We start from the raw sequence: 23,868 nt of genomic DNA, 5'->3' as shown, positions 1-23,868 counted from the left end.
GGGCGGTTTGACTAAAACAAAAAGGATAAGGGAATGAAGCAAGCGACAGGAAAGAACAAACCGGCATTGGCGCCAACATGGAAATTGAACGCCTTGCTGTGCGCGTTGTTGGCGGCAGGTGGCGTACAGGCCGCACCCTATACGGAAGGCGGCAAGATAGGCGATCCGTCAAGCTGGCGCAGTAATGAATTCAATGCCAACTGGGGGTTGGGGGCTATTCACGCCGATGAGGCCTATGCCGCGGGTTATACCGGTAAAGGGCAAAAGGTGGGCATTTTCGATACTCCGGTGAACAAGCACCCTGAATTTGCCGGTGACGGCAAACTGGTGAATGTGGTTACCCAGGGCAATCGTGCCTATACCGATCCGCATCGGACAGATATTAAGGCCGGCGATCGTTTTTACTTCGACGGCACCTTCCATTTCTATAACGGTGCGACGCTAAGTAACCACGGCGTCCACGTGGCCGGTATCAGCGGGGCCAATCGTGACGGCACCGGCATGCATGGTGTGGCTTTTGACTCACAAATCATCAGCGTTGATAACGACAATGACGGCCCGGCGTATGGCGAATTCCTCGGGCTGGACGGCAGCGTGACCAACGCGGGTTGGCAGGCGATGATCAACAACGGCGTGCGGGTCATCAATAACAGTTGGGGCGTCAGTATTCCCGATTTCCTGTCGGATAATGGCAAAAAACCCGATGCACTGCATTTCGAGCTGAAAGACGCACAGGAGCAGTTTGATCAGGTGAAACCGCTGCTGGGCAGTTTGGCGGGGGCCGGTTATCAGGGCGCGATCGATGCGGCACGTAAAAATATTCTGGTGCTGTTCGCCGCCGGTAATGACGGCAACTACAACCAACCGGACGTGATCAGTGGATTGGCCTATTTTGTACCGGATATTGCGCCTAACTGGTTGTCGGTTGCCAGCGTTGCGCAAGATGATGCCTCCACCAACAGCGTGCCTTATACCATCAGCAGCTTCTCTTCCCGCTGCGGCTATACCGCCAGTTTCTGTGTCTCGTCACCGGGCAGTAAAATCTACAGCACCGTTGCCAACGGTTCAGACCCGAATCAGCTGGTCTCGGACTACGGCAATAAAAATGGGACCTCAATGGCGACGCCGCACGTGACCGGCGCGGTCGCCGTGTTGCTGCAACGCTTCCCGTACATGACGTCGGCGCAAATTGCCGACGTGCTGAAAACTACCGCTACCGATATGGGTGCACCGGGTATTGATGCGCTGTACGGCTGGGGGATGATCAACCTGGGCAAGGCGATTAACGGTCCGGGCATGTTCTATACCGTCGAAGACATTCCTGAAGAGTTCCGCATTCCGGATCCGACGGGCGTGGCTTATGGCTCGTCACAGTTTGTCGCCAACATTCCTGGCTTCGGAGCTGAAATCGATCCAGGCACGCTGCAGGCTCGCACTTGTGATGACTACCACTGTTCGGTAGAGGTCTATTCCAATGACATCTACGGCCATGGTGGTTTGACCAAAGAAGGCCAGGGTGCGTTGGTGCTGACCGGCAACAATACCTACTCCGGCCCGACCTGGGTGAACACAGGCTTGCTGGCGGTGAATGGCTCGGTCACTTCGGACGTCACGGTGCAAAATGCCGGTGTGTTGGGCGGCTCCGGGACGGTGGGATCACTGACCGCCCGCAGCGGCGGTACCGTGGCACCGGGCAATTCAATCGGCACGCTGAATGTGGCTCGTAACGTCAGTTTCGAGCCGGGTTCCCGTTACGCGGTGGAAGTAGCCCCCAACGGCCAGAGCGATCGGATCCAAAGCAACGGATCGGCGACGATCGGCGGGGGTGAAGTGGCGGTCTCGCTGGAGAACAGCACTAACCTGCTGTCGCAAAGCGAAGTCCGCAGCCTGCTCGGCCAGCAGTACAACATCCTGACCGCCCAGCAGGGCATCAGCGGGCAGTTTGATTCGGTAGCACCGAACTACCTGTTCCTCGGCACCGGGCTGACTTACCAACCCAATCAGGTCACGTTGAACGTCGGTCGTAACGACACCAGCTTCACCAGCGTGGCAGCAACCCAGAACGAACGTGCGGTCGCAGCAGCGGCAGAGGCATTGGCGGCGGGCAATCCGGTGTACGAGAGCATCCTCAATGCGGGATCTACAGGGGAAGCCCGTCAGGCGTTCCGTCAGTTGTCCGGGCAGATCCACGCGGATATCGCTTCGGCACAGGTCAACGACAGCCGTTACCTGCGTGATGCGCTGAATGGCCGCCTGCGGCAGGCGGAAGGGCTGGCGACCTCGCCGGACATCAAGGCTGACGATGACGGCGGTGCCTGGGCGCAGTTGCTGGGTGCCTGGGATCATGCGTCGGGCGATGCCAATGCGACGGGCTATCAGGCTTCGACCTACGGCGTGCTGGTGGGGCTGGACTCGGCATTGGCGGATGACTGGCGCCTGGGCGTGGCGACCGGTTACACCCGCACTTCGCTGGACGGTGGCTATGGCTCGAATGCCGACAGCGACAACTACCACCTGGCGGTGTACGGCGGCAAACAGTTCGGTGAGCTGGCGCTGCGTGCCGGCGGTGGCTACACCTGGCACCGTTTCGATACCTCGCGCTCGGTCAATTACGGCATGCAATCAGATCGCGAAACCGCGAAATACAGCGCGCGCACCGAGCAGGTGTTCGCCGAGGCGGGTTACAGCGTGAAGGCTGACTGGGTCAATCTGGAGCCGTTCGCCAACCTGGCGTACATCAACTTCCAGAACAACGGTATCTCGGAAGATGGCGGGGCAGCGGCGCTGCACGGCGACAAACAGCACACCGACGCCACGGTGTCGACGCTGGGGCTGCGAGCTGATACCCAGTGGCAGGCGAGCAAAACCACTTCGGTGGCGCTGCGCAGCGAGTTGGGCTGGCAGCATCAGTACGGCGATTTGGATCGCGGCACCGGGCTGCGCTTCAACGGTGGCAACTCGCCTTTCGTGGTGAACAGCGTGTCGGCCTCGCGTGACGGTGCGGTGCTGAAAGCCAGTGCAGAGGTGGCGGTGAACAAGAATGCCACGCTGTCACTGGGTTACGGCGGCCTGCTGTCGCAAAACTACCAGGACAACAGCGTCAACGCCGGTTTCACCTGGAAGTTCTGATCCAACGAACTTAAATCCTGTTACTGAAACCCTGGGGTCAGCTTGCTGGCCCTATTTTTTTGGATTTTAACGGGGTGATGACGGAGGGAGCACGTATGATGTATCACGCCGCTTTGCGGTAAAAACGACAAAAAAAACGGGACCCTTGCGGATCCCGGTTCAAAACGCGGTAAAACAGTTTAGCGCTTACGGCCCATTTACGGCGAGGGTCTGTTGCATACATTCTCTCTGCGCCGTAATCGAAACGAGCTTTCCCTGGTGTCATTGTGATTATTGGTGATGCGTTCTTACTATTGTTATATTTTTATTGTGGTGTTGCTGTGTGTCTCTTCTGATACCATGTTTGACTATATAATGTGGTATGTCAAGCAATGTTTAGATTGTACATTGTATGATATACCAGTTTTGGATCGCTTTTTTGCACGGCAAGTATGAAAACGACTGAAAAAACAGCAAAAAAAATCGAAGGAAAAAATGGATAACAATCACCAAAAATTCGATTCACAGTCGATTGCAAACCGGGTCAGGGAACTGTTTGTACATTATGGGATTGGCAAGCGTCAGCATGCTAAAGAGCTCAGCCGTATTCTGGATCTGAGTTTTTCGCATGCGCACCGTAAGCTGAAGGGGCAAAGTCCCTGGACTCTGGAGCAGATTAACAACGTTGCGGCGGCATTAGGGGAGACGCCGTCAGCGATCGTGGATCTCGGTACTGAAAATGACATCTCCGCGCAAACTATTGCACGAGATGCCATCTTTTACGTCGGCGGTGCGGAGTTAGCCTGTGTCGGCTATATCGGCCATGAGCTGGTTGGCGGAAGGACGTCGGAATATGTCGCGCTGCAACAGGCAGGGCAATGGTGTGTTTATCGTGCGGATGATGCGCCGCAGGGCCAGCGTTACAGCGTGGAACTGATCGAGGTTCGCCCAGCAGCCGTCGAAGACGAGCGTTTGAGCATTGCGGTCCTGGATGATTCACATCAGGCGGCCGATGAACTGACAAAATACCTGAACGGGCGGGGTTTCCATGCGGTGGCGTTTTATGACGTCAGCAGTTTTTGCCTGGCGTTGCAGCAGAGCCTGTTCGACGGTTATGTGGTCGACTGGCTGATCGGCCAGGAAACGGCAGACCAATGCATTGAAACCATCCGCGCTTCAGACAACCCGGATGCGCCAGTCCTGGTGCTGACCGGCCAACTGGGCACCGATCAGCGTGAGTCTGAAATCGCCAGGGCGATGCGTGATTATGACGTGCTGGGTCCTTATGAAAAGCCAGTACGGCTCCATGTGATCGAAGCCGCGCTGCTGCGGTGTTTTAACCTTTAGCGATCAGCAGTGAGGCCAGTGCGGATGACAAGGCGTCCAACCGCACCGGCTTCATTAAATAGTTGTCGAACAGCGCCCGCTGCTCGGCAGCCAGCTGTTCCGGGCTATAAGCGCTGATGCCGACAATCGGGATTTGGCGATTGGGACCCCGCTGGCTACGCAGTTGTTTCGCCAGCGCGGCACCGTCAATGCCGGGCATTTGCAAGTCCAGCAGCAATGCGTCGTAAGGGCGCCTGAGCAGCTTTTGTAGCGCCCGTTCCGACGAGTTGCACAGTTCATATTGATAGCCGAGTTTGTCCAATAGCGCAGCGAAAGCGTCACTCACCGATTTGTTGTCATCAACCACCAAAACATGCTGCTGTTTGCGCAGCAGACCCTGGTGGTGGTGCGGTATTTCGTCCAGTGGTTGATCGTCGCTGACCTCGACCGGAATACTGACGATAAAGGTACTGCCTTTTTTGATATCGCTGTAGACGGTAATGCTGCCGTCGAGCAGCGTGACCAGCCCATGCACAATCGCCAACCCCATCCCGACGCCGCCATACTGCCGGGTATGGGATTGGTCCAACTGGGTGAAAGGCCGGAATATCTGGTCAAGCATCTCTTTTTCGATTCCGATGCCGGTGTCGGTAACCTCAATAATCAACGAATTGCCGGTCGGCTGGCGTCGCAGGCTGCTGTACAGCGTGATGGTACCGCTTTCGGTGTACTTGAACGCGTTGGTCAGCAGGTTGACGATAATCTGCCTGATGCGCAGCGGGTCAGAATGTATCTGCAGATGACCGCACTCCACCTCACACAGCAGCGTCACCTGATCTTTCTGGCGCAGCATATTGATTTCGTTAGCCGTTTCCTCGACCAGCCGTTGGACGTCGAAGGAGGCAATGCGCAGTTCCATCATACCGCTGTCCAGATGGGCATAATCGGTCAGATCTTTCATTTGGCTTTCAATTTGCTGGGCGGCGGTTTCCAGCCGCTGGAAGGTATCTGCATGCTCCGTTGACACCTTGGTATTCACCAGCACATCAATGGCGGACATAATGCTCTGCAGCGAGGTGCGTAACTCATGACCGATAGCCCCCAGAAAGGCATTTTTGGTGCGGGTGGCTTTCTCCGCCTCAATTGCCTTGGCCTGTTGGCGGATGGTCAGGCGTTGTTGACGTAGCACAATCAGAGTGATGGCAATCAAGGCGATCACCGAGAACATCACGATCACCAGACCGTAAAAAATGATATGTCGTTTTTCGATATAGTCTTCGTAGGCGGCGGTGCGTTGCTTCACTTCGGCGTGGTCGGTCAGGTTGGCCATCTCAATTGCGTAAGGCTTGATCTGCCGCATGGCCTGCGAAATCAACGAGAAATCAATCTTTGGGCTGTTCAGCAGAGTATCAATCTGATCCATTTTCGCCCGCATATGTGCGACCACTTCGGGATAATCCGGTTCGGCGTACAGTGGCTGGGTGGATTCTGACACCGTTTCCAGCACGTAAAAACGGGAATAAAGGATTTCAAATTTAAGCCGCAGATCCTCGGCATCCACCTGCGGTGCATTTTTCAGCTGTTCGACCAGCGTATCAAACTCGGCCAGCTTGATGGAGAATTTGGCGATCGACCAGGAGTAATTTTCCTGAGTGCCGGCAATAGCATACAACCCTTTCTTTGACAGGGTCGCGCTGTAGTAATACAGCGTTACCGTCGAGGCTACCAGAAACAAGGCGGCAAAAATCGCCGGGATCGCCAGCCTGCTGCTGTTTTTAAACCCTGTGAGCTTCATTTGATCACAATCCTGTCCACTTGCCAGATAAAGCGTGAGTTGTAGAGCGGGGAATTCAACTCAGGCCCTGCGGCATCCCTGGGATAAACCAAAAATAGCGGTCCGAAGTTTCTGACCTTCAGCATTACGCCGTCCATCTTGTAGGCCAAAATCATATTGTATTTTTCGACGTCGGACAGCGGCACATCGATGTAATAATCGTTCAGCGCATAAAACGTCAGCGTGCTGCCTTTGGCGCCCACACGCGCCAAAATGTCCGCCACAGCAATCCCTTCGAACTTTCTTTGCGGCGTCCAGGAGGTTGAGGTGGTGATGCTCTGCACCGGCATTGCCAACAGTTGTTTATCGGTAAACAGATAGCTTTTCTTTACCGGGTCGGTGGTGTTTTTGATGTTGCCCGAGACTTCCAGAGTAAAACTCAGCGCACTGGATTGGACGACCATCAACGCAAAAAAAGCCAACGTGATGTTTTTAAATAGCTTGAACAGCATCGGTGTTCTCCAGAGTCGCGGATGCTTGCATGAGCTCCGCTCATTGATCAGGCAAAATAATGGCAGAAAATAAAAATTTGTGTTGAAGGGAATGGTAAAGAGCACGAAAAGAAAAGGCCAGGGATTGCCCTGGCCTCGGTTTGCGCTGATTTTCGCGCTTAGCGCATGGTGACAAACTCTTCGGCGGCGGTCGGGTGGATCGCCACGGTGTTGTCGAAGTCTTTCTTGGTGGCGCCCATCTTGATTGCCACGGCGAAGCCCTGCAGGATCTCGTCCATGCCGAAGCCGATACCGTGCAGGCCAACAATCTTCTCTTCTTTACCTACACACACCAGTTTCATACGGCATGGCTGACGGTGCTGCGTCACGGCGCTGTACATGGCGGTAAATGAAGATTTATACACTTTCACGCTGTCCGCCCCGAATTTCTCGATGGCTTCCGGTTCGCTCAGGCCGATAGTGCCGATTGGCGGGTGGCTGAACACCACGGTAGCGATGTTGCTGTAATCCAGGTGCTCTTCCGGTTTGTTGTTGAACAGGCGCTCGGACAGGCGACGACCGGCGGCCACGGCAACCGGGGTCAGTTCAACGGCACCGGTGTTATCACCCACCGCGTAAATGCCTGCTACGTTGGTGTTCTGGTATTTATCGACGTCGATGTAGCCATTTTCGTTGGTTTTCACCCCGGTCACGGCCAGATTCAGGTTATCGGTCGCCGGTTCGCGGCCAATCGCCCACACCAGGCTGTCGACGATGAATTCCTTGCCGTTTTCCAACTGCAGCGTCAGGCTGCCGTCGGCGTTCTTGACGATGGCCTTCGGTACCGAGTCGGTGTGCAGGCTTGGCCCTTCGGTGTTCATCACTTCCACCAGGGTTTCGACAATCATCGGATCGAAGCTGCGCAGCGGCGCGTGTTTACGCACGAACAGGTGCGTTTCGGCACCCAACGCGTTCAGCACACCGGCGATTTCTACCGCGATATAGCCCGCGCCTACGATGGCAACGCGTTTTGGCATGGCGTCCAGATCGAAGAAACCGTCGGAATCGATGCCGTATTCTGCACCCGGAATGTCCGGGTGGCTTGGGCGTCCGCCGGTGGCGATCAGAATATGGTCGGCAGTGATTTTCTCACCGTTCACTTCCACCGTATGGGCGTCGATAAAGCGCGCAAAACCTTTGATCACGTCGACTTTGTTTTTGCCCAGCACGTTGTCGTAGGAATTATGGATGCGGTCGATATAGGCGGTGCGGTTAGCCACCAGCTTTTTCCAGTCAAACGCATTGACGGTGGTATCGAAACCGTAATCCGGGCCGTACAAGTGAATAGCCTCGGCGATCTGCGCCGCGTGCCACATAACTTTTTTCGGTACACAACCCACGTTGACGCAGGTGCCGCCCAGTTCCTTGGCTTCAATCAGTGCGCATTTCTGGCCGTACATGGCTGCCCGGTTGATCGATGCGATGCCGCCGCTGCCGCCGCCAATTGCTAGATAATCGTAATGTTTGGTCATCTGGGATTTCCATGAATTGTGTGAATCGAAGAGCGTAAGAGTTTAACGCCTGATGCAGGTTTGTCGCAAAGATTGCGTCGATGGCTGTGATAGGTGGGGTAAAGGCGCGGCGGGCCGCGCCCCGGAAGCTTATTCCGGCACTACCCAGTTCACCAACTGGTGACCATTGCCCGACGGCACCAGGATTTTGTGCAGCCACGGCAGCACGTTTTTCATCTGCTGTTCCAGCTTCCACGGCGGATTAATCACGATCATGCCGGAGGCCGTCATGCCGCGCTGGTCGCTGTCGGGTCTGACCGCCAGTTCGATCTGCAGAATATTGCGGATGCCGGTGGCTTCCAGCTCTTTCAGCATGCGCTTGATCTGCTGGCGCATCACCACGGGATACCACAGCGCGTAAGTGCCGGTAGCAAAGCGCTTGTAGCCTTCCTGCAGGCCTTTGACCACATCCTGGTAATCGGTTTTCATTTCGTACGGCGGATCCATCAGGATCAGCCCGCGGCGTGAAAGTGGCGGCAATTGGGATTTCAACTGCTGGTAGCCGTCGGCGCGCTGCACCTTGGCGCGCTCGTCCTTCTGGAACTCATTACGCAGCAACGGGAAGTCGCTCGGGTGCAGTTCGGTCAGGTGAATTTTATCCTGCGGACGCAGCAGTTGGCGGGCAATCAGCGGCGAGCCAGGGTAGTAACGCAGTCTTTCGCCGCGGTTAAAGTTGTGCACTACGCTCATGTAGGCCGCCAGTTCTTCCGGCAGATCGTCACGTTGCCACAGCAGGCCTATGCCTTCCAGGTATTCCCCGGTGCGCTCGGCGTGTTCACCGCTCAGCTGATAGCGCCCTGCGCCGGAGTGGGTATCCAGGTACAGGAACGGCTTGTCTTTTTCTTTCAGCGATTCAATGATCAGGCTTTGAACGGTGTGCTTGAGCACGTCGGCGTGGTTGCCGGCGTGGAAACTGTGGCGGTAACTTAACATGGCTTGTGGTAATTCCTTGTGCTCCCGACGGAGCGTGCTGAACAGAATAAAGGCTTATATTCTGCACAGTATAAACTGTCTGGGCGGGAAAAACCGGAATGCGTTACCACAGACCCTCTATCAAGGAGCAGGACAATGACCGAGTCGGCTATTCTGGCTAACTATCCCGGCGCATCGCGCTGGCAATTTGGCGACAGCCCGGCGCTGGCGGATGAGCTGTTGCAACGGGTGCTCGACGGCGACAAAACCGCAACCTGTGGTTCCTATGTCGCCTATCAACAAGCGAAATCACCGCTGGTTGGGGATTATAACGTGATCCTTAATGGCCGGGGTGAACCCGCCTGCGTCATCAGAACGCTTTCACTGAAGCTGACTCGTTACTGTGACGTCACCACCGAGATGGCCGCGCTGGAAGGCGAGGGGGATAAGAGCCTGGCCTTCTGGCGCGAGGAACATCAGGCATTTTTTACTCGCGAAGGTACCTTTTCGCCGCAAATGTGGCTGGTATTTGAAGAGTTTGCCCTGGTTGAGGTCCTCTAGTTACGCGGCAGGTTGCTCTAGCGCAGCAACCACCTGTTCCCGCAACCAGCTATGGGCCGGATCGAGGTGCGAACGTTCATGCCATACCATCACCATGTCATAGCCTGGCAGCGCCAGCGGCACCGGGCAGGTGCGCAGGCTGCCCAGCAGTTCACCCAGCATGCGTGAAGGCAGCATGGCCACCAGATCGGATTTTGCCAGCAGCGTGGGAATGAACAGGAAGTGCGGCAGCGACATCACTACCCGCCGTGCCAACCCCTGCGCCTCCAGCAACGTGTCGGTCAGGGTACGAAAACCGCCGCCGTCCTGTGAAACCATCACAAATTCCAGCTGGCAGAACTGCTCCAGTGAAGGAGGGGTCTGTAATAACGGGTGGTCACGGCGGCCCACCAGCAGGTAGTTCTCGTGAAATAACTGGCGGTGACGTAGCCCGGCTGGCGCTTCTTCACGGGCCAGAAAACCCAGGTCGATCACGCCGTCGGCCAAATCACGACTCATGGTTTTGGGCGACGCTTCGCGGATCGCCAGACGGGATTTGGGCGCTGCCAGCCGCAGTTTGGGCAACATCGGCAGCAGAATGGCATATTCAGCCGCGTCGGCGGCGGCCAACTGCCAGGTCATTTCGGCCTGCAGTGGATCAAAGGGATGTTCCGGCGCCACCAAACGACCAAGGTCGGCCAGCGTCTGGCGCAGTGGCGTCAGCAGGCCGAGTGCGCGCGCCGTGGGCAACATGCCACGTGGGCCGGGTAGCAGCAGGGGATCGTGGTAAATCTCACGCAGTTTGGCGAGCTGGATACTGACCGAAGGTTGGCTCAGATTAAGACGGGCCGCCGCCCGCGTGACGTTACGCTCGCTGAGCAGCGCTTCCAGCGTGACCAGCAAATTGAGATCGACCCGCTTTAAATTGTTGATAACTATTCCTCGTATTAAATCTATCAATTTCAACTATAGCTCCAATCCTCCTACCGTGGAACGGACGCCGGAAAAGCCGGTGAAACTGCAACGGATAAGGACGAGATGATGAAACTGAGCGAGTACGTTAGCTACGATGCGTTGGGGCTGGCCGAACTGGTGCAGCGCGGCGAAGTCAGTGCGCAGGAGCTGCAACAGACGGCGCAGGCCGCGGTTGAGGCGGTGAACCCGGCGATTAATGCGGTGGTGGAACATTGGACGCCGCCACCACCGGAGGGTGAAGGCTCACTGTCTGGCGTGCCTTTCCTGATCAAGGATATCGCCATCAGCATGGCCGGTAAGCGTCAGGAACTGGGTAGCCGGTTGGCACAGGGCCATATCGCGGCGACGGACAGTTATCTTATGAGCAATATTCGTCGCGCCGGGCTGGTCACCTTCGGCCGTACCACCACGCCGGAGATGGCCTTCAGCACCACCACCGAAGCGGTGCTTTACGGCGCGACGCGTAACCCCTGGAATCCGGATTTTAGCGCCGGAGGGTCCAGCGGCGGTGCCGGTGCGGCAGTGGCTGCCGGAATTGTGCCTATCGCTCACGCTACGGATGCCGCCGGTTCGATCCGCGTGCCCGCCTCGTCGAATGGACTGTTCGGCCTCAAACCGACGCGCGGGCGGGTATCACATGGACCGGCGATGGACGAAGTCTTCAACGGCTTTGGCGTGCAACTGGGGCTGAGTCGTACGGTACGCGACAGCGCGGCCTTGCTGGATGCCCTTCAGCACCCACATCCCGGCGAACCTTATTACACCACACCACCGGCACAGACCTGGCTGTCACAGGTCACGTCAGAACCCGGCCGTCTGCGTATCGGCATGATGACTCAGGCGTGGAACGGCGGGAAAACCGATCCGCACATCGCCCAGGCCACGGCCGATACTGCCGTGCTGCTGAGTGAATTGGGCCATCAGGTTAGCGAGGCTGAGATGGCGATCGGCGCCAGTTGGCAAGAACTGGTGTTCGCCAATGCGCAAATCTGGTGTGCCAACCTGGTCGGCTGGGTGGATGGCCTGAGTCAGGCAACCGGGCGGCCGATCTCAACCGAAACGCTGGAGCCGGAAACGCTGGCCTGTTACCGCTACGGGCTGGCTGCCAGGGCGGTGGATATGGTCGCGGCACTTGATGTGCGTAATCGGGTGACCCGCGCGGTGGCTGCCTATTTCCAGCAGTATGACCTGCTGCTGACCCCGACCCTGCCCGATTTACCCTGGCGCATTGGCCGTTACGGCACAGGGACGGCGGATATGAGCGGCCTGGAATGGACAGCGCATTTATTCGATCACTCGCCGTTTACGCCGGTATTTAACGTGGCGGGCGTGCCGGCGATGTCGGTGCCATTGGCGCAGGATCCGCAGCATAACCTGCCGATAGGTATGCAATTTGTTGCCGGTTTTGGCCGTGAAGATCTGCTATTGCAACTGGCGGGTCAACTGGAGCGGGCTGCGCCCTGGCAGCAGCGACGTCCTGCTATTTGGGCGGGGAGTGCATCGCGCTAGTTAGGTTACCTGTCTTCTCTCAATGGCTATGGGCCGGCTCGAGGTACGGCCTTATCTTCCCCTGCCTGCCAAGAGTATTTGTTAACGGGATCTCTTTTAGAGTTGTTTGTTTTTGCATCAACCAATATATCGGTGTATCGTTGCTTTGCATCAGGGATCACAGACAATGAAGTCACTTAGTCGTTTGTTTTAATAGGTTTTTAATTCATTAACCGACTTTGGAGTATGCAAAATGGACAAAATAAAACAGGTCAATCTCTATCGAGCCGTCTCGCCTTTATCCCGCCCTATCGCGGATTCCACGCATTACATCAATGAAATTTCCTTTGTGGTAGCCGAAGTCGTGCTGGCCAGTGGCATCACTGGGGAAGGGTATTTGCTTTCGTTCCACTATTCGCCGGAGGCGATTGCCGGTGCAATGAAAGATCTCCAGCAGTTTGCCGTGGGTTACCACTGCTGGCAGACCGGAAAATTCCTGCAAGAAGTGGCGGCAGAGCACGAATACTTCGGTCACAACGGCTTACAGAAGTGGGCGGCGGCAACGCTCAATGTCGCGATGTGGGACGCCTGGGGCAAGACCCTGCAACAGCCGATCTGGAAGATGTTGGGTAACACCGTCGATCGCGTGCCGGTGTATGGCAGTGGTGGTTGGTTGTCCTATAGCGAAGCCGAACTGCTGGAAGAAGTACTGGAATACCAGGCGCGCGGCTTGCAGGCGGTGAAGATCAAAGTGGGTTCGCCGGAAGTCGAGCAGGACATTATGCGTTTGCGCAAAGTGCGGGAAGCCGTGGGCTCTGGGATGAAAATCATGATGGATGCCAATCAGGGGATGTCCTTGCCGGACGCGCTGAAGTTATCGACACAGGCGGCAGACATCGGCATTCACTGGTTCGAAGAACCTTTGGTGCATACCGATTTCGACGGCTATCAGCAGTTGCGCCAGAAAACCGGCATCGCGCTGGCCATGGGTGAACGGGAATATGACATGGAACCGCTCAAGGCTTTGATCGCCCGTAATGCGCTTGATCTGTGGCAACCGGATCTGATCCGCATCGGTGGCGTTGAACCCTGGCGTGAGTCGGCGATGCTGGCACATGCCCATCACCTGCCGGTATTGCCGCATTACTACAAGGATTATGACGTGCCGCTGTTGTGCACTATCCCCAATCCTTACGGTGCGGAGTCTTTCGACTGGATCGACAGCATTATCGATAACCCGATGGTCATTGATGGCGGCTACGCCTTTCCGCGTTCGGGTGCAGGCTGGGGTTTTAACTTTAACCCGGCATCTCTGACAGAAATCAAATAGGGACAGGGCGATGAAACAGGACGTTTTAAATCAGTATTTTTCATTACAGGGCCGGACCGGCATTGTTACCGGAGCATCATCCGGTATTGGTCGCGGCATTGCTCATCTGCTGGCGGATGCCGGGGCACGGGTGTTCAACTTCAGTCTGGAGGCCACGCAGGCCACCGGCATTGACTATGAATTGAACCCCAGAGTGATTGATATACAAGTGGATATTACCGATCGCGAACAATTGCAGGCCGCCGTCAATAGGGTCGCGGCAGAAGGGGCGATCGACTTCCTGATTAACAATGCAGGCATTACCAAGCGTGTGCGCGCCGAACAGGTTGATGAAGCCTGGTGGCGAAAAATCCACCAGATTAACGTTGATGCGGTGTTCTTTTTGTCGCAGCTTTGCTTTCCGCATTTGACCCGCTCGGCGCATATTGGCCGCATCGTCAACATTTCCTCAATGGCGGCGCATCTGGGCTTTAGCGAGGTAGTGCCTTATTGCTCGACCAAGGCTGCGGTCACCGGCATGACGCGTGGATTGGCTGTGGAATGGGCGCAGGAAAACATCCGCGTCAATTCGGTGGCACCGGGCTGGATCCAGACCAATATGACGCAGGTAGTTGCCGATCCGCAGAGGCTGGAACGTATTATCAATCGGATGCCGCTACACCGTTATGGCCACCCGCGTGAAGAACTGGGTGCCATGGTGTGGTTTTTGGTCAGCGAGGCGTCGCGTTACATCACCGGGCAGGATTTTGCCGTGGATGGGGGGGCGCTGAGCTATGGCTTCTGACATGAAGGTATTAGTGTGCGTCAAACCGGGTCAACTGAGCCAACAGCGCCTGCCAATACCGCAACCGGCTGCCGCAGAAGTGTTGCTGAAAATGTGCGCCCTGGGCATGTGCGGTTCGGATATTCACGCTTTCCATGGCCGTCAGCCGATGATGCAGTACCCGGCGGTGCTGGGGCATGAAATCAGCGCTGAAGTGGTGGCCTGCGGGCAAGATGCCACGCGCTATCACCCTGGCCAACAGGTGGTGGTGATCCCCTATCGCCATTGTGGGCGGTGCGTGGCCTGTCGGCGCGGACGCACCACGTGCTGTACTTCTTTGTCAGTGATGGGGATCCATCGCACCGGAGCGATGCAGGAATATGTCACGGTGGCTGAGGATGCTCTGGTGGCGGTCACGGGAATCTCTCATCTTCAGGCGGCGTTAATTGAGCCTTATGCCATTGCTGCCCATGCGGTACGGCGTAGTGGAGTGACTCAGGGAGTGAGCTTGTTGGTGGTGGGGGCGGGGGCTATCGGGTTAGGCGTTGCGGATATCGGGCGTAGCCTGGGGGCCGAAGTGATAGTGGCTGAAGCCGATCAACAGCGTCAGGCCTTTGCTGCAGAACACTATGGTTTTGCTCACGTATTAAATCCATTGGATAGCGATTTTGAGCGACAATTGCTGGTGCTAACCCAGGGGGATGGTCCCCAGATCGTCATTGATGCGACGGGTAACCCTGCTTCAATGAACCGCCAGGTCGAGCGGATCGCGGCGGGCGGAACGCTGGTATTTGTCGGCCTGCATACCGGCGAGGTGCGCTTTAATGACCTGGCTTTCCATAAGCGGGAACTGGATCTGCTCGGCAGCCGTGCAGCGGATCGCGAAGATTTCATCAAGGTCATCACTTTATTGCAGCAGGGAAAAATCAACCCGGAAAAACTCTGTACCCGTGAAATATCCTTCACTGAATTAGACCAATTTCAATTTGAACAACTCAATCAGCCAGGCAATGTGAAGTCGGTCATTCTATTTTAAGCGTCAGCAGTCGGTTACCTGAATAATTGAACTGGAGATAATTATTATGAAAGGACAACTTAAGCGGTGGGTCATAGTGACCTGCGCATTATTTTCTTTGTTTGTTTTCAGCACGGAATCAATTTCAGCTAAATATACTATACGGGTTTCTTATGAAAATAACCCGGGTGAACCTTTTGATTTGGCGGTAAAGAAATGGGCCGAACTTTTTAAACAAAAAACTAACGGTCAGGGGGAATTGGTCTTGTTCCCCAGTTCCTCATTGGGATCAAAAAAAGACGTGATGGAGCAAATCAAGCTGGGTAGCGCGATGATCACCCTGGCAGATGGGGCGTTCTTTGCCGACTATCTGCCTGATTTCGGCATTATGATGGGGCCGTATCTGGGGCGCGATTACAACGATATTTTCACCCTGACCAAAACGCCCTGGTTTGCTGATTTGTCACGTCAATTGGACGACAAAGGGTTTCATATCCTTGCGGCTAACTGGCTGTACGGTATCCGCCAGATGGTGGTGAACAAACCCATCCATACCCCGGCGGACCTGAAAGGCGTGAAAATCCGCGTCGCCAACAGCCGTATCTTTATTGAAGCCATCAAGGCGATGGGCGCGACGCCAACCCCAATGCCATTGGGTGAAGTGTATACCGCGCTGACTACCGGTGTGATCGACGGCGCGGAAAACCCGATCCCGGTGCTGTACGGCCAAAAACTTTTTGAGCCGGCCAGGTACCTGATCATGACCGGGCATATTGATAATGTCACCCAACTGATTATTGGTCAGAAATATTACAGCCAACTTCCTGATGATATTAAAAAAGCGTTAACGCTATCTTGTGAGGAAGCGGGTAATTATATGACTCAGTTAATTATTAAGGCTGACCGCCAAGACCGGGAAAAAATGAAAGCGGCAGGCGTGACGGTGATTGAGGTTGACCGGGAATTATTCCGGCAGGCGTCAAAGTCGGCCTATCAGCAATTCCCGGAATGGACTCCGGGGTTATATGAAAAACTGCAAGGTTACTTAGAGTAATTATCTGCCATTCCTCGATAACTTCCGCTGCATTGCACCGGGGGAGTGAAAATCATGATACGTAAATTACTGGTTAATCTTGACGATATTCTCGCCTGCCTGGTGTTGACTGCGATTGTGGCGGTGACGGTACTGGCGGTAGTGATGCGTTACCTGGTGCATGCGCCATTACCCTGGGTGGAAGAGCTGCAATTAGCGCTCTATCTGTGGGCCATCATGCTGGGGGCGGTCAGCGCCATGAAGCGGCGCAAGCACGTCGGCATTGATGTTTTTGTCAATCTGTTGCCCGCAGGTGCCCGCCGATTGATGCTTTATTGGAACGATGCGTTGAGCATGATTGTCTTGCTGTCGTTTGCCTGGCTCGGTTTGCTGCTGGCCGAAGGGGCGGGGGAAAAGATCACCCCGATCCTCGGTATTCGTTACCGCTGGATCGATATGGCGATCCCGGTAGGGTCATTGCTGATGGTGCTGCAATTGGTCGTCAACCTCTGTTATCGCGACAAACGTATGGAGGAATCATCATGACGGTAGCGATCTCCTGCATCATTTTACTGCTGGGTTTTATCAGCAAATTACCGATATTCATCAGTGTGATCCTCGCGGTACTGAGCTGGTTTTTCCTCGCGGGCGATCCCTCGCCGATCATTGCGGCACAAAGGATCGTCGGGGCCAGTGAGAACACCACGCTGTTGGCGATCCCGTTCTTTATTTTGCTGGGCAATCTGTTGAATTACACCGGCATTACCCGAAGAATGTTGACGCTGGCGGAGTTATTGACGCGCAAGTTTTACGGCGGACTGGCGCAGGCCAATGTGCTACTCAGTACCCTGATGGGCGGCCTTTCGGCTTCCAGTCTGGCGGACTGTGCCATGCTGTGCAAAATGCTGGTGCCGGAAATGACGCGCAAAGGCTACAGCAAGAGTTTTGCAACGGTGGTGACGGCGGCGGGCTCGTTGATCACGCCGATCATCCCGCCGGGCATTGCCTTGATTATCTATGGTTATGTGGCGGATGTGTCGATCGGCAAAATGTTTCTGGCGGGCATCGTGCCGGGAATATTGTGCTGTGCGGCGCTGATGCTGACGATCCGTCATCTTTCACGGCGGCGCAATTATCAGGCCGGCAATACCGCCACACCGAGTTGGCGCGAGTTTGGGCAAGCGCTGTGGCAGGCGATGCCGGCGCTTATTTTGGTGTTGGTGATTATCGGCGGGATCCGCATCGGCGCTTTTACGCCGACCGAAGCGGGGGCGATTGCGGTGGTATTTGCCATTGGCATTGGCCTGTTTTTCACCCGTGAGATGAAGGTGGCCGACATCGGTGAGGCCCTGTTGGATACGGTATCTTCCACAGCGGGTATTATGCTCATTATTATGGCCTGCTCCGCATTCGCCTGGATACTGAGTTGGGAAAGAACCGCCCAGACGGTCGCGGAGATGATTACGTCACTGTCTGATAACCCGTTGTTGTTCCTGCTGGTACTCAACCTGTTTTTACTGGTGCTGGGGATGTTTATTGAAGGCAATGCGGCGATTATCGTGTTGGTCCCGCTGCTGATGCCAACGGTGAAGGCTCTGGGGATCGACCCTATCCAATTCGGCATTCTGATCATTCTTAACCTGGCGATTGGCAGTCTGACACCGCCGATGGGCACCATTATGTTTATTGCCAATTCGATTACCGGTACCCCGGTTTCTGCATTTATCAAAGAGGTCTGGCCGATGTTATTGGCATTGCTGGCGGTATTGCTGCTGGTGACGCTGGTACCGGCGGTTTCGACCTTTTTACCGGGGCTATAGCTTTGTAATCAGTGGGAGAATACTATTTCAGAAATACCACGCATGAGATGGGTTATGAGTCGGCTGCTGTTGGATCGGGAAAAACCCGTCAAGATGCAAATTTACCATTGGCTGAAAGAACGCATTATTTATGGTGAGTTTGCGCCTGGAATGATTCTGGAAAAAAACGAGCTCGCGCATGAGTTGAATGTATCGCCCACGCCATTGCGAGAAGCCTTGATTTTGTTGAAGCACGATAACTTCATCGATATGGTGCCGAATCTGCATACGCGGGTAAAACTGATAGACGTCAAACGGGTAGAGGAGAACGCCTTTATCCGTACAGCGCTGGAAGGCGCCGTCGTCGAGCAATTGGCATTAAGCGGTATCAGTAAAGCGGTGGAAAAAACCTGCCAAAAACTGATCGATAGCCAGCTTGGTGCTTTTGGCAAGCAAGACTATGCCAGTGTGTTCCACATTGATCTGGAGTTCCACCACCGCTTGGTCGACCAATTGGCGCTGGATTCACTGTGGGATAATCTGTATGCCAATCGCGCCCATCTGGATCGCGCTCGCCAGTGTTCACCAGTCAATGTGGCGGGTATTCGCCGCTCCATAGAACAACATCAGCAACTGTTGCAGCTGATCGTCAGTGGACAGGCACAGCCCGCACGGGAACTGATCAAGGCCCATGTCTGGTCAGTGTTTGATGATTTGCAACAGATCGCACCGGAATACCTGAGTCGCGATCATTGATTTTCCTGCTGCTTGGCTCCATGTTAGATATTCATACGCATTTTAAGGCCTGCCCGCTGCGGCGGGCCCCAACGCTAATCAGGACTGCCCTATGACAAATCCGTTGCTGACCCCGTTTTCCCTGCCGCCGTTTTCCGCCATTCGCCCAGAAGATATCGTGCCTGTGGTGCAATCCGCCCTGGCCGATTGCCGCGCTGCGGTAGAGCGCGTTGTCGCGCAGCCGGGGCCATTTACCTGGGATAACCTGTGTCAGCCGCTGGCTGAGTCTGACGATCGCCTGTCGCGCATCTGGTCGCCGGTGGGGCATTTGAATTCGGTGAAAAACAGCCCTGAACTGCGTACGGCCTATGAGCAGGCGCTGCCGTTGCTGTCCGAGTACGGCACCTGGGTAGGGCAACACGAAGGGTTGTATCAGGCGTACCGCAGCCTGAAAGAAGGCGCGGCGTTCGATAAGCTGACCGCACCACAGCGCAAGTCGGTAGAAAATGCGCTGCGTGATTTTGAGCTGTCAGGCATTGGCCTGTCACCGGAAAAACAGCGTCGCTACGGCGAGATCGTCGCGCGCCTGTCCGAGCTGGGTTCCACCTACAGTAACAACGTGCTCGACGCCACCATGGGCTGGAGCAAGCTGATCACCAGTGAAGCCGAGCTGAGCGGTCTGCCGGAAAGCGCGCTGGCTCAGGCTCAGGCGATGGCGCAGGCCAAAGAGCAGGACGGCTGGTTGCTGACGCTGGATATGCCGAGCTATCTGCCGGTACTGACCTACGGCGACAACCGCGCACTGCGTGAAGAGATGTATCGTGCCTTTGCTACCCGAGCCTCCGATCAGGGGCCAAATGCCGGCAAGTGGGACAACAGCGAAGTGATGGCGGAAACGCTGGCGCTGCGCCACGAACTGGCCCAGCTGTTGGGCTTTGACAGCTATGCCGACAAATCGCTGGCGACCAAAATGGCGGAAAACCCGGAGCAGGTGCTCGGTTTCCTCAGCGATCTGGCCAAGCGTGCCCGTCCGCAGGCCGAGCAGGAGCTGGCACAGCTGCGCGCCTTTGCCAAACAGCATTACGGTGTGGATGAACTGGAAGCCTGGGATATCACCTACTACGGCGAAAAACAAAAACAGCATTTATTCTCGATCAGCGACGAGCAATTGCGTCCGTACTTCCCGGAGCAGCGCGTGGTGGAAGGGCTGTTCGAAGTGGTCAAACGCATTTACGGCATCACCGCCAAAGAGCGCAAGGATGTGGATACCTGGCATCCTGAGGTGCGCTTCTTTGACCTGTTCGACGCCAGTGGTGAACTGCGCGGCAGCTTCTACCTCGACCTGTATGCGCGTGAAAACAAGCGCGGCGGGGCGTGGATGGACGACTGTGTCGGCAGTCTGCGCAAGGCCAACGGCGAACTGCAAAAACCGGTCGCCTACCTGACCTGTAACTTCAACCGTCCGTTGGGCGACAAGCCGGCACTGTTCACCCATAACGAAGTGACCACGCTGTTCCACGAGTTCGGTCACGGTCTGCACCACATGCTGACCCAGATAGATACCGCCGGTGTCTCCGGCATCAGCGGTGTGCCATGGGATGCGGTCGAGCTGCCGAGCCAGTTTATGGAAAACTGGTGCTGGGAGCCTGAAGCGCTGGCGTTTATCTCCGGTCATTATCAGAGCGGCGAACCGCTGCCGAAAGAGATGCTCGACAAGTTACTGGCAGCCAAAAACTACCAGGCGGCGTTATTCATTCTGCGTCAGTTGGAGTTCGGCCTGTTCGATTTCCGTATGCATGCCGAATACAGCCCGGAAAAAGGCGCGCAGATCCTGCCAACGCTGGCGGAAGTGAAAAAAATGGTGGCGGTCGTGCCTTCACCAAGCTGGGGTCGTTTCCCACACGCTTTCAGCCATATCTTTGCCGGGGGCTACGCGGCAGGTTATTACAGCTATCTGTGGGCTGAAGTGCTGTCGGCCGATGCCTATTCGCGCTTTGAGGAAGAGGGCATTTTCAACGCCGAAACCGGTAAATCCTTCCTCGACAACATTCTGTCGCGCGGGGGTTCGGAAGAACCGATGGAACTGTTCAAACGCTTCCGTGGCCGTGAGCCGCAGCTGGATGCTATGCTGCGCCATTACGGTATTAAAGGATAACCCCACCGGTGAGCGTGTGTTTATTGTGTGAAGAAGGCGCCGATCCCGGCGCCTTGTCTATTCTGGCGGAACGCTGGCAGTTAACTTCGGACGACGATGCGCTGATGGCGCTGGTGTTGACGCCCGAAAGGCTGGAGCTGCGCAAGCGTGACGAACCCAAACTCGGGGCGATCTACGTCGATTTCGTCTCCGGCACTATGGCCCATCGGCGCAAGTTTGGCGGAGGGCGCGGTGAAGCGGTGGCGAAGGCGGTCGGCATCAAGGGCAGTTATCGGCCTGATGTGGTGGATGCCACTGCCGGTTTGGGGCGTGATGCCTTTGTACTGGCGTCTCTGGGCTGTCGGGTGCGGATGCTGGAGCGTAATCCGGTGGTCGCGGCATTGCTGGATGACGGCCTGCAGCGCGGCTATCAGGATGCGGAGATCGGCCCGTGGCTGCGTGAACGCATGACGCTGTTACACGCCTCCAGCCTGACGGCGTTGGGTGATATTGATCCACGCCCGGAGGTGGTGTATCTCGATCCCATGTATCCGCATAAGCAGAAAAGTGCGCTGGTGAAGAAAGAGATGCGGGTGTTCCAGTCGCTGGTGGGCAGCGACGATGACGCCGATGGTCTGTTGGAGCCGGCCCGCCGCCTGGCGACCAAGCGCGTGGTGGTGAAACGTCCGGATTACGCCCCGCCGTTGGCTAACGTACAGGCGCATGCAGCGTCGACGACGAAAAGTCATCGTTTCGATATATACATGCCCTATCCCCGTTAATTTGGGCGCAGCATGCAGCGCCCCTACAAGCCACCTTGATACAACGCCAATTATTTAGGGTATAGATGGCTAAATAGGGAGGCATTCATTGATCTACCTCCCAATTTTATTTTTTACCTTGCAAAGATACTGGCAAGCTTGTGTTCCAGATCGCATGATTCCTGTTCATTTCCACTCCTATAATTAGATGATAATGAAGAAGACACTCCTTGCCGTTTTGCTTTGCCTGGGTACCTCTGCGATGGCCTCTGAACCTGTCAATATCACCATTCTTGGCACCTCTGATCTGCACGGCACCTTTGTGCCCTGGGATTACTCCACCGATACCGCAAATCTGGCCGGTAGCCTGAGCCAAATTGCCACCCAGGTGCATCAGGTGCGCGCCCAACAGCCGAATGTGATCCTGGTAGATGCCGGTGACACCATTCAGGGCAACTTTGTCGAGACCTTTAAGAACGACAAAACCAGCCCGATGATCCTCGGCTTTAACGCGCTGGACTATGACGTCTGGGTGATGGGCAACCACGAATTCGACTTCGGCCTCAAACCGCTTTCCACTTCACTGAACCAGTTCAAGGGCACGGCACTGGCCGGTAATATTCTGTGGGACAGCGGTAAGCCCTACCTGCCGGCGTATAAAATCATCGAACGCCAGGGGGTAAAAATCGGCATTATCGGCATGGATACGCCGATGACTGCCGAATTCGCCAAAGGCACCGACCGGGTGAAAGGGCTGAACTTTACCGACCCGGTCCAGGCGGTGAAGCAGGTGATCCAGCAGATCCAGGGGAAAGTGGACGCTATCGTGCTGGTGGCACACATGGGGATCGACAATGAGAACCAGCGGCCGGGCACCGGCGTGGGTGATATTGCCCGGGCTAACCCGGAACTGACAGCGATCGTCGCCGGGCATATGCATGTAAAAGTCGATAAAGAAGTGATTAACGGGGTGATCGTCACAGAACCGGACAAATATGGCCGCGCGTTGTCACGCATCGATTTGCAGTTTGAGCAGCACAACGGCAAGTACGTGCTGATCAACAAAGACAGCTATACCTATCCGATCAAAGGCATCACGTCTGATAAAAAGCTGGAAGAGATTTATCAGCCGTACCACAAGATTTTGCGGGCCAACGCCAATCGGCCGATTGCCCAGCTCAGCGGTCAGGATCTGGTGCCGCCGGATGCAGTGAAAGGCATTCCGCAGGTGCATGTGCAGGATACCGGCATCAGCAAGCTGTATCAGGAAGCCGGGCATTACTATGCACCAAAGGCGCAGGTGATCGCGCTGCAGATTGATAACGACCGGCCGAAACTGAACGTCGGTACCATTACCGCCAAGGACATCGCCTTCAACTACCAATATGCCGGCGGCGAGATCACCGTTTATCAGCTCAGCGGCAAAGAGTTGAAGAAGTACATGGAATGGTCGGCGGGCTACTTCAATCAGTTGCATGACGGCGATGTGACCTACAGTTTCAACCCGCAGCGCCGCGCATCAAAATACTCGACCAATGATTTCTTCGATGGCGTGACCTACAAAATTGACCTGCGCCAGCCGGCCGGGCAGCGCATCCGTGACCTGCGGATGGCCGACGGCACGCCGGTGACAGACAGCACGCCAATCCGTCTGGGGATGAACAGCTACCGCATGGGGCACCTGACGCAAAAAGGCGGCGCGCTGGAAGGCATGCAGTTCCCGGTGCTGTCTGACAGCAAGGTGGAATACGGCGAAGAGGCGGGCACCATCCGTAATCTGACCATTCGTTATCTGACCGAGGTGAAGAAAGGCCAGTATCAGGGGCAGGCGGTGCAGCGCTGGCAGTTGGTCGGGCTGGAAGGTTATGACCGCGAACGCAAGATCGTCGAAAAACTGCTGAACGACGGCAAAATCAGCGTACCTACCAGTGAAGATGGGCGTTACGGCAACGTGGCGTCATTCAACGTGAAAGGGTTGCTGCTCAGCGAGCCACAGGCACGTCAGCAGCAACAGGCTGCGCTGCAGGCGCAGTTAACTGCCGCCAGTGATCCGGTGGCGAAAAAGCGTTTGAGTGACCAGTTGGTGATTATCGAGGCGATTAACAAAGCCTGA

General features: G+C 55.8%; 19 protein-coding genes. 14 read left to right on the top strand and 5 right to left on the bottom strand.

Going from position 1 to position 23,868, the window contains the following annotated elements; genetic code table 11:
• Positions 1–33 precede the first annotated feature (33 nt).
• Together QOT07_RS24120 and QOT07_RS24115 are read left to right on the top strand one after the other, a co-directional pair.
• Positions 34–3,129, top strand: a complete 3,096-nt coding sequence (locus QOT07_RS24120; protein WP_283604085.1) for an autotransporter outer membrane beta-barrel domain-containing protein — start codon at positions 34–36, stop codon at positions 3,127–3,129.
• Between the two features lie 474 nt (positions 3,130–3,603).
• Positions 3,604–4,455 (top strand): helix-turn-helix domain-containing protein, encoded by an 852-nt coding sequence (locus tag QOT07_RS24115; RefSeq protein ID WP_099063407.1) that lies wholly within the window; start codon positions 3,604–3,606, stop codon positions 4,453–4,455.
• On the opposite strand, the gene QOT07_RS24110 is transcribed toward QOT07_RS24115, so the two are convergent.
• The 4 genes from QOT07_RS24110 to QOT07_RS24095 all read right to left on the bottom strand — a co-directional run bounded on the left by QOT07_RS24110 (position 4,445) and on the right by QOT07_RS24095 (position 9,203).
• The gene (locus QOT07_RS24110) at positions 4,445–6,229 is read right to left on the bottom strand and encodes an ATP-binding response regulator (protein WP_283604083.1); all 1,785 of its coding nucleotides are present in this window, start codon (positions 6,227–6,229) and stop codon (positions 4,445–4,447) included. The genes QOT07_RS24115 and QOT07_RS24110 overlap by 11 nt on opposite strands.
• Entirely contained in the window at positions 6,226–6,720 is a 495-nt protein-coding gene (locus QOT07_RS24105; RefSeq protein ID WP_099063409.1) for a putative pterin-binding protein, read from the bottom strand. The genes QOT07_RS24110 and QOT07_RS24105 overlap by 4 nt, the downstream gene beginning before the upstream one ends.
• Positions 6,721–6,878: 158 nt before the next feature.
• Positions 6,879–8,231, bottom strand: a complete 1,353-nt coding sequence (gene gorA / locus QOT07_RS24100) for a glutathione-disulfide reductase (RefSeq protein ID WP_283604081.1) — start codon at positions 8,229–8,231, stop codon at positions 6,879–6,881.
• Between the two features lie 129 nt (positions 8,232–8,360).
• Positions 8,361–9,203: a 23S rRNA (adenine(2030)-N(6))-methyltransferase RlmJ gene (locus QOT07_RS24095; protein ID WP_099063426.1), complete on the bottom strand. Its 843-nt coding sequence runs from the start codon at positions 9,201–9,203 to the stop codon at positions 8,361–8,363.
• 135 nt (positions 9,204–9,338) lie between these two features.
• Here QOT07_RS24095 and QOT07_RS24090 point away from each other — a divergent pair, with 135 nt between their 5' ends.
• The gene (locus QOT07_RS24090; RefSeq protein WP_207979801.1) at positions 9,339–9,743 is read left to right on the top strand and encodes an ASCH domain-containing protein; all 405 of its coding nucleotides are present in this window, start codon (positions 9,339–9,341) and stop codon (positions 9,741–9,743) included.
• On the opposite strand, the gene QOT07_RS24085 is transcribed toward QOT07_RS24090, so the two are convergent.
• A complete protein-coding gene (locus tag QOT07_RS24085; protein WP_261418170.1) occupies positions 9,744–10,655 on the bottom strand; it encodes a LysR family transcriptional regulator in 912 nt (303 codons plus the stop codon). It abuts the gene before it with no gap.
• A gap of 105 nt (positions 10,656–10,760) precedes the next feature.
• Here QOT07_RS24085 and QOT07_RS24080 point away from each other — a divergent pair, with 105 nt between their 5' ends.
• The 11 genes from QOT07_RS24080 to QOT07_RS24030 all read left to right on the top strand — a co-directional run bounded on the left by QOT07_RS24080 (position 10,761) and on the right by QOT07_RS24030 (position 23,868).
• Positions 10,761–12,206, top strand: coding sequence for an amidase (locus tag QOT07_RS24080; RefSeq protein WP_283604079.1), 1,446 nt, complete (start codon positions 10,761–10,763; stop codon positions 12,204–12,206).
• A 232-nt stretch (positions 12,207–12,438) separates the two neighbouring features.
• Positions 12,439–13,515 carry a mandelate racemase/muconate lactonizing enzyme family protein gene (locus tag QOT07_RS24075; protein ID WP_283604078.1) on the top strand — a complete coding sequence of 359 codons (1,077 nt, stop codon included), beginning with the start codon at positions 12,439–12,441 and terminating at the stop codon, positions 13,513–13,515.
• Between the two features lie 10 nt (positions 13,516–13,525).
• Positions 13,526–14,299: an SDR family NAD(P)-dependent oxidoreductase gene (locus tag QOT07_RS24070; RefSeq protein ID WP_283604077.1), complete on the top strand. Its 774-nt coding sequence runs from the start codon at positions 13,526–13,528 to the stop codon at positions 14,297–14,299.
• 1 nt (position 14,300) lies between these two features.
• Positions 14,301–15,314, top strand: a complete 1,014-nt coding sequence (locus tag QOT07_RS24065; RefSeq protein ID WP_283604076.1) for a zinc-binding alcohol dehydrogenase family protein — start codon at positions 14,301–14,303, stop codon at positions 15,312–15,314.
• A 46-nt stretch (positions 15,315–15,360) separates the two neighbouring features.
• Entirely contained in the window at positions 15,361–16,347 is a 987-nt protein-coding gene (locus QOT07_RS24060; RefSeq protein WP_430523287.1) for a C4-dicarboxylate TRAP transporter substrate-binding protein, read from the top strand.
• A gap of 54 nt (positions 16,348–16,401) precedes the next feature.
• Positions 16,402–16,872: a TRAP transporter small permease gene (locus QOT07_RS24055; RefSeq protein WP_085119929.1), complete on the top strand. Its 471-nt coding sequence runs from the start codon at positions 16,402–16,404 to the stop codon at positions 16,870–16,872.
• A complete protein-coding gene (locus QOT07_RS24050) occupies positions 16,869–18,146 on the top strand; it encodes a TRAP transporter large permease (protein ID WP_283604074.1) in 1,278 nt (425 codons plus the stop codon). The genes QOT07_RS24055 and QOT07_RS24050 overlap by 4 nt, the downstream gene beginning before the upstream one ends.
• 54 nt (positions 18,147–18,200) lie before the next feature.
• Positions 18,201–18,881, top strand: a complete 681-nt coding sequence (locus QOT07_RS24045) for a GntR family transcriptional regulator (RefSeq protein ID WP_283604072.1) — start codon at positions 18,201–18,203, stop codon at positions 18,879–18,881.
• Positions 18,882–18,972: 91 nt separating this feature from the next.
• Positions 18,973–21,015, top strand: coding sequence for an oligopeptidase A (gene prlC, locus QOT07_RS24040; RefSeq protein WP_283604070.1), 2,043 nt, complete (start codon positions 18,973–18,975; stop codon positions 21,013–21,015).
• A gap of 8 nt (positions 21,016–21,023) precedes the next feature.
• Positions 21,024–21,776, top strand: coding sequence for a 16S rRNA (guanine(1516)-N(2))-methyltransferase RsmJ (gene rsmJ, locus QOT07_RS24035; protein WP_219017175.1), 753 nt, complete (start codon positions 21,024–21,026; stop codon positions 21,774–21,776).
• A 193-nt stretch (positions 21,777–21,969) separates the two neighbouring features.
• Positions 21,970–23,868 (top strand): bifunctional metallophosphatase/5'-nucleotidase, encoded by a 1,899-nt coding sequence (locus QOT07_RS24030; protein ID WP_283604069.1) that lies wholly within the window; start codon positions 21,970–21,972, stop codon positions 23,866–23,868.

It is taken from the genome of Serratia proteamaculans (assembly GCF_949794035.1).
GTDB classification, from domain to species: domain Bacteria; phylum Pseudomonadota; class Gammaproteobacteria; order Enterobacterales; family Enterobacteriaceae; genus Serratia; species Serratia proteamaculans.
Note: the sequence above shows the minus strand (reverse complement) of the source record. Positions and strands in the feature narration are given on the sequence as shown.